The organism is Bradyrhizobium guangzhouense, assembly GCF_004114955.1.
In the GTDB taxonomy this organism is placed as follows: Bacteria; Pseudomonadota; Alphaproteobacteria; order Rhizobiales; family Xanthobacteraceae; genus Bradyrhizobium; species Bradyrhizobium guangzhouense.
The window spans coordinates 5,902,656-5,914,858 of sequence record NZ_CP030053.1 but is presented as its reverse complement, the minus strand read 5'-3'; the positions used below and the strand labels follow the sequence as shown (position 1 = coordinate 5,914,858).

Annotated in this window: 6 protein-coding genes; 3 read left to right on the top strand and 3 right to left on the bottom strand. The window is 61.5% G+C overall.

Annotated features, from left to right (window positions below; genetic code table 11):
• Nucleotides 1–55: 55 nt before the first annotated feature.
• Nucleotides 56–853 (bottom strand): SDR family NAD(P)-dependent oxidoreductase, encoded by a 798-nt coding sequence (locus XH91_RS28220; protein WP_128953626.1) that lies wholly within the window; start codon nucleotides 851–853, stop codon nucleotides 56–58.
• A gap of 110 nt (nucleotides 854–963) precedes the next feature.
• On the opposite strand from XH91_RS28220, the gene XH91_RS28215 reads away from it, so the two are divergent.
• Nucleotides 964–1,944 (top strand): GlxA family transcriptional regulator, encoded by a 981-nt coding sequence (locus XH91_RS28215; RefSeq protein ID WP_128953625.1) that lies wholly within the window; start codon nucleotides 964–966, stop codon nucleotides 1,942–1,944.
• A 424-nt stretch (nucleotides 1,945–2,368) separates the two neighbouring features.
• On the top strand, nucleotides 2,369–3,394 hold the full coding sequence (locus XH91_RS28210; protein ID WP_128955026.1) for an aldo/keto reductase: 1,026 nt from the start codon (nucleotides 2,369–2,371) through the stop codon (nucleotides 3,392–3,394).
• A 425-nt stretch (nucleotides 3,395–3,819) separates the two neighbouring features.
• Here XH91_RS28210 and XH91_RS28205 read toward each other — a convergent pair whose 3' ends face one another.
• Together XH91_RS28205 and XH91_RS28200 are read right to left on the bottom strand one after the other, a co-directional pair.
• Nucleotides 3,820–10,893, bottom strand: coding sequence for a hypothetical protein (locus tag XH91_RS28205; RefSeq protein ID WP_128953624.1), 7,074 nt, complete (start codon nucleotides 10,891–10,893; stop codon nucleotides 3,820–3,822).
• Nucleotides 10,894–10,902: 9 nt separating this feature from the next.
• Complete coding sequence (locus XH91_RS28200; protein ID WP_128953623.1) at nucleotides 10,903–11,550, bottom strand: hypothetical protein; 648 nt, start codon at nucleotides 11,548–11,550, stop codon at nucleotides 10,903–10,905.
• A gap of 270 nt (nucleotides 11,551–11,820) precedes the next feature.
• Between XH91_RS28200 and XH91_RS28195 the strand changes: the two genes are divergently transcribed.
• A complete protein-coding gene (locus tag XH91_RS28195) occupies nucleotides 11,821–12,162 on the top strand; it encodes a hypothetical protein (RefSeq protein ID WP_128953622.1) in 342 nt (113 codons plus the stop codon).
• Nucleotides 12,163–12,203: the final 41 nt, after the last annotated feature.

The window sequence follows — 12,203 nt, the reverse complement described above, 5'->3', positions numbered from 1 at the left end:
GGATGAAAAGGGAGCTGCCCTTGAGGGGAGACACCCGGCTGATGCACGAGGCCGGTCAGGCCACGTGGTAGTGTGGGGCAGGTTTCGGGTTGCGGAACTTGGACGCCATGGCGCGGCGCTCTGCTTCCCATTGCGTCCAGGCCTTGGTGTCGTGGAGGGCCGGGATGGTCACAAGCTCACCCGCATCGAAGCCGGCCAGCGCCGCGTCGACCAGGTCTTCCGCCCGCATCGTGGTGTCGGACGTCTTCTGCGGCGCGTAGCCGGCGACATCCCAAAACTCGGTCGCGGTGGCGGCGGGCAGCACGGTCTGGACGCGCACGCCCTTGTCGGCCAGGTCCTTTTGCAGCGAGTGGCCGAAGCTAAGAACATAGGACTTGGACGCGCTATAGACGCCGTTCAGGTTCTCGACAGCGATGGCCACGGCCGAGGAGATGTTGATGATGGCGCCTTTGCCGCGGGCCACGAAGGCCGGGGCGGCGGCGTAGGTCAGGCGAGTGAGGGCGGTGATGTTCACGTCGATCATTGCCTCCATCTTGTCGACGTCGGCCTGAAGGATCGACGCGACCGAACCCACTCCGGCGTTGTTCACCAGCATGGTGATATCAGGATTGTCGCGCAGCACCGCTTCGACCTTGGCCAGATCGGTGTGGTTGCCGAGATCCGCTGTCAGCGGCGTGACGTTCACACCGGTCTCGGCTTGAAGATGCTCGGCGGCGGCCGTCAGCCGGTCCTCATTGCGTGCGACCAGGATCAGATCATAACCGCGCTCGGCGAGGCGGTCGGCGTAGATCGCGCCGATGCCAGATGATGCCCCCGTGACGAGGGCGACTCCTTTGGGTGATGTCTTGCTCATGTTGTTCTCCGTCCGTGGCGCCCGAGATTGAGCGTGCAGACGGAAATACGCTTGCGCCTTCAAGTCTCAAATGTCATATAAACGTCAATTTAGGACATGGACGGCAACCCATGCGCGACATCGCTTTCCTCGTTTATCCCGGCTATTCGCTGATGGCTTTGGCCATAACCGCGGGTTTTGAGGTCGCAAATACGATGGTGGACCCGCCGCCTTACGACCTCCACTTTGTCTCTGAAACCGGAGGGGCGGTCAGGACATCGACCGGCTTGATGCTGCAGACGGAAGTGTTCACGGAAAAGCCGTTCGACACGCTGGTCGTTGGGGGAGCAACCTTTCCTGAGGCATCTACGCCCGGCATGCTTGCCTTCATGCGCGATGCTCCCAAGCGTCACAGGCGTATTGCAGCGGTGTGTACCGGTGCGTTTGTGCTCGCCGAGGCTGGTCTGCTCGACGGCCGGCGCGTTACGACGCATTGGATGCACGCGCGGGATCTGCAGCGGAATTATCCCAAAATGAAGATGGAAGAGGATCGTATCTTCATCAACGATGGTCCGATCTGGACGTCGGCCGGAATGACTGCGGGCGTCGACCTCGGGCTGGCGTTGATCGAAAACGATCTCGGGCCTGAACTTGCGAAGGGCGTGGCGCGCAAGCTCGTCATCTATCATCGGCGCGGCGGTGGCCAATCGCAATTTTCTGCGCTGCTTGAAATGAATCCAAAGTCGGATCGCATTCAGGCCGCGCTGGCCTATGCGCGCGAAAACCTTCACAGACCGCTGACCGTCCCCGATCTCGCCGATGCGGCGCACCTCAGTCCGCGGCAGTTTAGCCGCGCCTTTCACGCCGAGACGGGACAATCACCGGCCAAGGCGATCGAGAATCTTCGGGTCGAGGGCGCACGCAACCTCATGGAGCAGAGTCGTCATTCGATCGATGAGGTCGCTCGCCAAACCGGCTTCAGCGATCGCGATCACATGCGCCGGGCGTTTTTGCGCGCTTTCGGCCAACCGCCGCAAGTGCTTCGACGCAATGCGCGGCTCGAATCGATCGACATCCATAATGAGACCGACGAGCACGAGAGCGCCAAATAGGCTCGCTCGAAATCCGCCACCTTTCCCTTCAGATTACGGTGACGGTGCATTTAACTCTTGAGCTTTCGAGCCTGGGAATTTGGTGCACTGTGACCGTAACTCCCCTGTCACTGAAATTATCGTGTCTCACTTCAGGGGTGCAGTCCAGTGCACCCAATGATGAGCTTTCGAACCGCCGCATTTAGTGCACTGTCACCGCGGCCCGGCTGAAAGTAAGCACGGTCGTCGGAAGGGGCAGCCTGAATTGAGCGTTGAGATCGGCCTGATCGAGGAGGACGCGTGCTAAGATGATCGCGCCAGCTGAGCAGCTTTGCGCAGCGGGCTCATCCCTCGCGTTGACACGTCGCGGCAAATACATAGGCTGCGCATCACCACTTACGAGACCAGCGCGTCATTGCGACCGCGGAGAAGGCAGCAAACAATCATGGTTTCGCAATCGGCTTTACCGCGCCGCACGCTTGGCCGGACGGGACTTGAAGTTTCCATCCTCGGATTCGGAACCGCGCCGCTGGGCGACCTCTTTCTTGAGCTCGACGACCAAACTGCGATCGCCGCCGCAAGCCGCGCCTTCGAGCTCGGCATCAATTTGCTCGATACGTCGCCCCACTATGGCAATGGTCTGTCGGAACATCGCTGTGGAACGGCGCTCCGCCGCGTGCAACGCAACGATGTGGTGCTTTGCACCAAGACTGGTCGCTGGATGGATCCCTTTCACCAGCCGGAGACTCGGTCCGGGTTCGTCGGCGGACAGCCGCACCGGGCCGTTGTCGACTATTCCTACGACGGCACCATGCGCTCGGTCGAGCAATCGCTGTTGCGGCTTGGCACCGACCGTATCGACCTGCTGCTGATCCATGATGTCGATGTGTGGACTCACGGTAAGGACGCGATCGAAGACCGCTTTCGCGAGGCGATGTCTGGTGCCTATGTAGCGCTCGACAAGCTTCGTTCCGAACACGTGGTTGCGGGGATCGGAATCGGCGTCAATGAAGCCGAAATGTGCGTGCGCTTTGCGCAAGCAGGATCCTTCGATGTGATGCTGCTCGCCGGACGCTATTCGCTGCTGGAGCAGCCGGCACTCGCGGAGTTCATGCCGCTGGCGCTGAAGCAAGGCATCGCGGTGCTACTCGGCGGTGTGTTCAATTCGGGGATTCTGGCGACGGGCCCTATCAAGGGCGCCAAGTACAATTATCAGGATGCGCCGCCGCATATCCTTTCGAAGGTCGTCGAAATCCAGCGTATCTGCGCAGCCCATGGAGTACCGCTGCCGACGGCCGCTTTACATTTCGCGCTTGGTCATCCGGCTGTCGCGAGCGTGGTGCTCGGGGCGCATGATGCGCAGGAGGTCGAGCGCAACGTAGCAGCGCTGACCGCCTCAGTGCCCGCCGCACTCTGGAGCGACCTCAAGGCAGCGCGCCTGCTGGACGCAGACGCGCCTGTTCCGGGGTGAAGCGACGGCGCGCAGGGCGCATTTGCGTGCAGATATAGGTGGTAGGTGGACTGGCGTTACTAAGTCGCAGCGAGTTTGCCGAGCAGCCCCTTGTCGCTCGGCAGCTAGCCGTCCGTCTTCGCTTCCGCTACGCTCCAGCTACGCCGGACACCACGCTTCGCCCTTCGAGCCCTTGGCTGGCTGCGCCACGCGTAGCCCGAAGTGTGAGGCCACTTTGAAAACGACTCGGCTATCCCTTTGATTTTCCTAGAAGCCGCATTTTGAAAACGACTCGATTTTGACTTTGAAAACGACTCGATCACCCCGTTTTTCGCTTTGAAAACGACTCGATCTCGCAAGCCACTAAAAACACAGCGGGATTCCGAACGGATTTTTTCTGCGAGATGACCGATTTTCGGGGCTTTTTTTTGAGCTGGCGGCCCGGATCAGGCCGACAGCGGATAGTGCGACAGGTTGAGAGCCACCTGCTGATGGGCGACTGCGCCGTGATTGTCGGTGATCGCCAGGTCGTAGATCTCGTGCACCACCTGGTTGTCGCCGAGGCCCGCCAGCGCCGCGTCGTCGACGGTGTAGTGCCAGGCGATGCTGCCGTCGATGCCGTTGATAGCGTCGGTCTGGACGCTGCTCGAGAACGTCCCAAGCGCCGCGCTGCCGAAGTTAGTGGACACCAGCGAGGCCGAGACCCCGTGCGTGTCGTGCCAATTGGCGTCCTTGAAGACGAAGCTGTCGCCGACGATTTCGACCATGCCGGCGCCGTGGTTCGGGTCAACGGAGATGTTCGCCGCCTGGGGCGCTGCGGCGACCGTGGGCGCCGAATTGACGCCAGTGACGATGGCGCCGCCGCCGTTGCTGAAGGCGCCGCCGAAATTATCGCTCACGGCGAGGCCGGAGAAGATATCGAGGACCGACTCGCCCTGAGACAGCGTGGCCGCCTTCGCCTGGTCCAACGTGTAGGTCCAGGAAACCGTCCCCGTGTGGTTCGTGGCGGTGGTGTCCTGGGTGATCGCCGCGGTGAAGTCGCCGAAGTGTTGGATCGCGGAGGCCTGTCCGGTCGAGAGGTTGATCGTCGTCACGAAGGTGGCCGGGCCGACGGTGTGGACGTCGGTGCCGTCGGCATCGGTGAACTGGACGATGTCCGAGTAGGAGGCGTCCGACGCCATCGGGTAGGCGCCGAAACCGCCCAGGCTCAGGGCGGGCGCGGCGTTCGGACCGTAGACGTCGATGGTGTAGGGCTGATCCGCGGACTGGCCGTGGGTGTCGGTCGCGATGATGTCGGCGGCGAGCCTGACCACGTCCCCGTGCGTCAGGAAAGAGAGCGCCGTATCGTTGACGGCGTAGTGCCAGGCGGCGTAGCTGGGGGCTTCCGGTCCGTCGACGCTCGGGTCCTGGCCGGCGGTGAAGCCTGCATCGAGCGCCGCGATCTGGGCGGCGGTCAGCGACAATGGCGCGCCGTCGGCGCTGTGGGCGTCGGAAACCGAGATCGTGGACGAGAGCTGCATGTGCTCGAGGTCGTAGAGTGTGGGGCTCGTGAACGCGTTTTGGCCGTCGGCTGTCTGGAAGTGCCAGTCGCCCGAATTGACGATGGCGGTAGCGTGGTTGCCGGGCTGGTAGCTGCCGTTGGCTCCGCTTCGGACGTACACCGTGCCGGGGTAGACCGAAGGCGCCCCGGGCGGATCGATCGTCAGCAGGGCTTCGGCGGTCGCGGTATTCGTCCCGTCGGTGAGCTGGTAGGAGATCGCGATGTTTTCGTGCTGGCCTGCCTGCAGGTACATGAACTGGCTGGGGTCGATCGCGATGACGTCTCCGTACATCGTGTAGTCGACCGTGTGCCCGTCCGAGGTCGTGAAGGCGATGCTCGACGGCACGACCGAGAGGACGGCGCCGGGGGTGCTGTCGTGTGCGTTCGCGGGCAGGTAGATCCAGGCGATGTTGAAGCCGGGCATGAACCCGACGGTCGTCGTGCCGCCGTCGACGGGCGTCGAAGTGATCGGCGGGAGCGGCTGCGCGACCGTCAGCGAAGCGCTGCCTGCTGCGGTCAGGTGCCCATCGGTGACGTCGAAGCTGATGGTCAGGTCGCTCTCCTGGCCGGACTGCAGATAGCCGAACTGCGACGGATCGATGGTCAGCGTCGAGCCCGACATGGTGAAGGCCACGGCGTGGCCGTCCGCTGCGGTCACCACCGGTGTGCCGGCGAGCGAAACGACGTCGCCCTGATCTGGGTCGCTGGCGGTTGCCAGCAGGTCAATCGAGATCGGGGCATCGATCGGCGTCGCTCGCAAAGGCGCGACCGGACTGACGACGGGTGCATGGTCGACGGGTGGCGTCGGCTTTACGACAGTCAGATCGAATCCGCCCTCTGACGTAGCCATTCCGTCCGTGATCCCGAAACTGACGTGAAGATCGGCTGTCTGGAGGGGTTGCATGTCCCCGAACTGCGACGGATCGATCGTGATCGTGCCACCGGACATGCTGAAGGCAACGGAATGACCGTTGTCGGCAATGACGGTAGGGGTTCCAACCAACGAAATGGCATCGCCGTCGGCGTCCCAAGAGAAGTCGATCAAGTTGATCGATATGGGAGCATGGGTCGTCGATATCGGAGCGCTGCCCCCGCCCCAGAAGACCGGCGCGTCGTTCTCTCCGTGGACCATGAAGGAGCCGGTACCATGGGTGGTATCGACCCCGTCGGTCACGTCGAATCCGAAAGAGACCGACGTGCTCTGGCCGGCTCCGAGGTACCTGAACTGTCCCGGATCGATGGTGACGACGCCGTCTTGCATCGAGGCCCAGACATACCTGCCGTCGGCAGTGGTCGCCGAGAAGCTGTCTGGCACGACCGAGACCGGGTCGTTTTCCGGATCCGTCGTCGTGGAGAGCAGGTTGATCGCCTTTGGAGCGTCGTTCTGCGACACGGTGCCGGCGTCGATGGCACCGACGACCGGCGCCTGGTTGGTCGATGCCGGAACGTCGATGGTGACGTTGACGTCCTGAGAGGTGATGCCTCCGTGACCGTCGTCCAGGTTGACCGTCCAGACCTCGGTCACCGTTTGCGGCGAATGGGAGGTCGGCCGGACATGCGAGGCATCGTAGTTCCATCCCACGGCGCCGTAGCCGCCGAGAAACTGCGGAGCGTTCCAGGTCTCGTACAGCACCTGAGCGGAGAATTCGCCCAGCGGTCCACCGCCGTCGGACGACGACTTGAAGGTGGCTGAAACCGTGTGAGCTTCGACGTTGCCATCCTCAAAGAGTAGACCGCCCGGCGGGAACGGACTCCACGAGGGCGCCGGCACGTCTGCTTCGAAGGCCGGAGCGTCAGGGCCGGGCATGAAGTGGGTCAGGTTTTGCCGGGTGACGGTGACGGTTTGATCCTGCTCCGCGGTCAAGCCGTATTCGGATCCCAACGTCACATGCCATGTTTCGGCGATCATCTGACCGTCCTGCATCGCAGCCAGAATGGTCGGATCGATCGTATAGGTCAGGCTGTAGGACTCGACTGCGCTGCCGCCGGCGGGGTCCGAAACCGCTCCCGTCATTATCCCCATCGGGGAGCCAGTACCTTGATAGGCGACCGAAATCGTATGGTGGATCGCCGTATCCGGATCGGCGAAACTATACGAGATCCCGACCGAATTGAGCGGGGACCCGGCATACAGCGTAATGGGCTGGGAATCTGGAATCGACGGCGGGCTGGTGGGGGCCGTTCCCAGGATTCCGACATCGATCTCCGTCGATGTCTGTGCACCACGCTGGTCCGAGAGTGTAAGCCCGAACTTGTCCGCCGCATTCTGACCGAACTGCATGTCGATCGTGTCGATGCCGAACAGCGAATAGGTCCAGTCGATCTCTCCCTGGCCGCCATTCGTCGTATCGTGCACGATTGAGGCCTGCAGCGTCCCCTTGTTCCCCCAAGAGAAGTCGGTTGGCGCGAGGACATGAACGTCCGAAGGATTGGCGTCTGTGAAGAAGATCTTGCCGGTCTTCGTCTGGACACCGAGGTAGTCCGAGGACTGCTGGAGGGCGATCGGCGAGACCGCGTCCATCGACGTAGAGCTGGGCGCCGTGTTGACGGCGAAGGTGATCGTCTTGTTCGCCGTGCCGCCCAAGCCGTCGTCGAGAGTGACGATGAACGACTCCGAGTAGTGCGAATTAGGTTGCAGGGTGCGCAGCACGCTCTCGTCGACGGAATAGTGCCAGACGACCTGGCCTGATCCGGTCTGCGTCGTGTCCGTCGCAAGGGAGGTCGTCAATATGCCGAGAGGCGAGTTGAAGCCGCTGGGGCCCGTCGATCCAGTTCTGGAGAAGGAGAGGGCATGGACGTCCGATAGATCGCTATCGGAGACGGTCATGGTGCCGTCCGCGGTGGCCGCCGCCTGCGCAGGATTTTCGGTCACTCCTACGATGGGGAGACCGCTGATGGAGGTCGTTTGTCCGAGTCCGGTGACGTTGACCGTGTAGTCGTGCGACACCGAGTGGCCGTTCGGGTCGGAAACGGTGATGCGATATTGCTGAGTAGAGACACCCTTCGGAGCCGTCGCGAGGTTCGCCGAATTGAGATTGTAGGTGAGAGCGACATAGCCGCTCGTGGTCGATTGCGCCTCATGAACCAACCCGGACAGGGTCCCGAGCTGGGGCGTCGAGCCGACATATTCGATCGTCGTGGTGTGCGTTCCCGCCTGCAGAACGTCGCCGAACTGCACCGAACTCGTCGGGTGTAGGTTGGCTGTGCTGGCGGAGGCCTGCCAGGAGGTAGTGCTGGCGAACGACATCGTGGTGCCGGCGGCGATCGCGTCTTGCTTGGCCTGCCAGGCCATCAGCCCCGGTACGTCCAGCGTCACGTCGTTGAACACGAACGTCGTCGTCGAACCGACCTCGAGGATCTGCGACCCGAGTGCAGAAGTCAGGAGAAACGCGTGCCCGTCGCCGTCCGGATTGGCGGTCACATGGAAATCGGACAGGTTCTCGTTGAGGAAAAGCTTCCCTCCTGGGTCCCTGCCGACGACGTTGCCCCGCCCCCAAAAGCTGTAAACGTTGGTGTAGGCGGACAGGGACAGATTCGTGCCGAAGGCGCCATCCCCGACCCAGGAATTTGCCCCAGCGTTGACGTAATAGGTCTGCCCCTGCGTGCCCGAGATGTCGACCTGGGCATTGGCCCCGACCGTGACGTTGCCGTCCGACACGGTGACTTGAGCATTGTCGCCGGCGACGACGTTGATGTTGGACCCCGTGATGAGGTCGTTGTTGCCGCCCACGACGGTGCCATTGGTGGCGTAGTAGGATGCGCCGTCCCCCACCGAGACGCTGGCCCCCTGAAGATTGGTATCCGTCGACGGTGCCGAAACCGCGATCGGCTTGTGCAGACTTGTGGTCGTCGGATGGGAAAGCCCGAACGAGGACGCGAAATCGGTCTTGAAGACGGGCACCTCCGCAGACTGCCCCGCCGCGTCCGTGGCCTCGACGAATGCGACGTATGGCGTGTCCGCGAAAGCCGCAGCGAGTGCCGCCGCCTTTGCGGGGTCCTTGTTGAGGTTGGCCTGAGAAACCAGGGTGGAGAAATCGGCGGGATCGAGCCACTCCGCCGTCTGAAGCCCGTAGACCGAAACGATCGCGTTGCTCCAGAAGGTGTAGTCGACCGCAGCCGAAGGATTGAATGAAACCACCCCGACGGTGCTCACGGACGCGAATGCGTCCGATCCGTTATCCAAAGTGTAGGCGAGGTGGTCCAGGACGTTGGAATCGCTGAAATGCCCATCGCTTCCGAACTTCGGATTCGGCGCTTGGTTAAGAAGGTGGTTTCCATCGAGGGTGCCGTCCGCGAATTTGTAGGTCGCGAAACCGGAGACATGATACGATCCAGACCCGTCTTTCGCCGTGATCGTGTACGAGCCGCTGCCGCCGGAGATGTTGTAGTCCGACCACCGCTCCAGAAGGACGAACTTCCCCGTGCCGCTGGCGTCGGAAGCCGAAAGGCCGCCGCTCCCAGCGTCGATCTCGGTTCCCGATCCGGTGATGTTGACGGATGTGCTTGTGCCGCCAGAGGATGCGGAAAAATCGAGATGGTCGCCCGATCCGGAAACGGCGATTTGCGTGAACGGATTTATGGCGCCGAACTTGACGAAGTCGCCGCCGCCGCGGATGTCGAGCGTCGTGAATCCCTTAACGGCAAGACCGCTTGGTGACGTCCCGTTCAGCACGGCAGTGTAGGCGGGGTCAGACGCTGTCCCGAATGAGACGCCAAGAGACCCGGTCAGCGCGAGCGTGCTGGAGCCGTTGCCGGCGACCCAGAGCAGCGTTGGATCGCTGCCGTTGGGCGTGAGCGCGTACTTCGACAGGTCGAGGCTGCTGACGTCGAGTTCTTTGACGCCTTCAATGCGTTCGATTGAAACTAAGGCGTCATTGCCATGGCGCCCTAGCGAGTCCGCAAAGCCATTGTCGGATACGAGAATCGTGCTCTTTCCAAATGACTGCGCTCGCGCGCCGCCGCCATCCAGAGTTATGATTGCGCCGGTGTTTGCGCCGTTGCCCGTACTGGATACGTATTGGACAGTATCGATACCATCGCCCTTGATGTCTCCGCCGAGCATGCCTCCGTGGATGAAGTTATTTCCGGCACCCGCGGTAAAGGTGTCGTTGCCATCCCCGCCGTACAGGTAGTCGTTTTGAGACCCCGATACGATTCTGTCGCCGCCGTTGAAGCCAAAGACGAGCATCGCTTTGTCGTCGGTGCGCGCCGACATGTCGATTGTGTCGCCGCCGGCGGAGTCGGGTGCGATATCGCCATACCGCACGATGTCGACGTGTGATCCGCCGGTGAACGATGTATATGGAGGGGTCGAGAGCCAGCTATAGATCGGGTTTGGAACTGTCCCGAACGGATCAGTGATGAAATTGTATTCCTTGAACGAGGACCAGTAGGAGGAGCGCTCATACTTTTCGTATTGGAAGTTGCGGTTCGCAATTTCGCTGGCGACGAGGTTCTCGATCCCGACAGCCCCAAGCTTCAGTGCATCCTGGATGTCCTTGCTCCAAACAGTGCCGTCGGACGGGGTCGGAGTATCGATGACCGAGCCGAAAAAGTTGTAATCTGGAGAGTTTTGCGTGGAATTGGTCGAAATGAGCGGGTCGGTGGTTCCCATGAAGGCGTGACTGATTTCATGAATAATCGCGAGGTCAAGCGGCTCCTGGGTCAAGGTGCCGTACGCGTTTACGTAGTAGCTGTTCGCAATTCCTTGGATATTGAGTCCGATCGTTGGCAGGCGGTTGTCTGGAAGGGTATAGGCGCCGGTGGCCCTCGTTTCCTGGTAAATCTCGAGATGCGTGGTGGTCGCCAGAGCGTCCATAATCGCCTGAGCCGAAGGCGAATTCAGGTAAATGAATTGTAGGGCAGCGAGGATTTTTTGCTGGTCTTGGACGGAAAACTCCGTCCCGGTGCCACGCCCGTTGTTGAACGTATTGCCTTCGTGCCACCAGTCGATGCTTTTGACGAATGCGTCCCAAGACATGTGGGTTCCTTAGTTTGACTCGGCGCGCTCGCGGGCGACTCTTTGCCTGTTGGTTTCGGAAATGATTAAGCGCCAATGCCCGTCCGCGTTTGCGCTTGGAGTGCCGAAGACCAATCCGGTCTGCCCGATGGCAAAGCGCTCGGATGGCTGGCTGGCGTCGCACAGCATCACTCTTTTTGCGCTGAATGTGCCTCTCACAACGGATAGAACTTCCGCGAAGGCGTAAGTTGTGGGAGCCAGTTGATCGGACTGTTCTATCGGATGGTCTTCTTTCGCCGTTGTGCATTCGTAGCTGGTGATGAACCGAAGCACTTTGACCTTCAGGACGACTTTCTTGCCGATGTCACCCTTGGGGATGGAGCCGACGAACAATGGCGCATCGTCCCAATAAGGCTCGTACTTGTGGGTGCCTCGCGGATCCATATCATGGGTAATTATTCCGCCTGGCCCCATGTTGCTGTCGGGCGGCGAAGCTGGCGGAGGGGGAGCATCCGGAATGCGAAGGGTTGAGGCCACATGCGGATCGGCAATAAACTCTGCGGCTCGGAGGCCGCCGAACGGCTGCGCTGACGCGAAAACGAACGCGAAGAGGGCTGACCTCGCGAAGACTGCGTACAGCCTCGAAGCAGAATTCCGTTGATCGCAACCGCGAAGCATTCCGATTTCCACGAATCCAGTTCAGACGTCACGACGCGATACGAGCGAAACGCCACCGAATCCGCGGAAGCCATCGCCGGAGCTCCGCGGGATCACTCTGCAGGATCTGAAAAACGGATTTCAACCAAAAAGAGCGCGGTGTCTGTCGCTCTACGCAACTTTCTGCGTCGGTGGGAAGCTAACTTTTCTACGCGACGGTTTCGGTCAACAAATGTTGCTGCAGCGCCTCGGCGGCTACACGGTCGCAACGGAAACCGAATGGAGCATCTCATGACACACCGCCGCACCGAATTTGCCGCCTTCGTCCTAGACCTGATGGACTTCATCGAGGAGAAGATCGACGAGGCCATGGCCGACGAAACCTCGCGGGTCGCAGCGATCGGCGAGGCCGCCGGCGGCGTGCCCGTGCTGCGCGACCGCCTTGGCGAGAACGAGGTGGTGCAGGCGAATTTCATCCTGGTGCTCCGCAACATCATCGAGCGACGTTGGGCTTCTGACTGGTGGGATGACTTCGCGCGCATGGACCGCCTGGAGTTTGAGGACCGGGCGGCCGAATTGAAGAGGATGCTGGCCGCGCTACGCGAGGTCGTCGCGCCGGGGGCGTGCTCGTAGCCGGCCTTCGATGGTGCGGCCGACTCGGATAGCTTGGCCCT

Coding starts and splice junctions, on each gene's coding strand:
- XH91_RS28220 (WP_128953626.1), bottom strand. CDS start 853: ATGAGCAAGACATCACCCAAAGGAGTCGCCCTCGTCACGGGGGCATCA.
- XH91_RS28215 (WP_128953625.1), top strand. CDS start 964: ATGCGCGACATCGCTTTCCTCGTTTATCCCGGCTATTCGCTGATGGCT.
- XH91_RS28210 (WP_128955026.1), top strand. CDS start 2,369: ATGGTTTCGCAATCGGCTTTACCGCGCCGCACGCTTGGCCGGACGGGA.
- XH91_RS28205 (WP_128953624.1), bottom strand. CDS start 10,893: ATGTCTTGGGACGCATTCGTCAAAAGCATCGACTGGTGGCACGAAGGC.
- XH91_RS28200 (WP_128953623.1), bottom strand. CDS start 11,550: ATGCTTCGCGGTTGCGATCAACGGAATTCTGCTTCGAGGCTGTACGCA.
- XH91_RS28195 (WP_128953622.1), top strand. CDS start 11,821: ATGACACACCGCCGCACCGAATTTGCCGCCTTCGTCCTAGACCTGATG.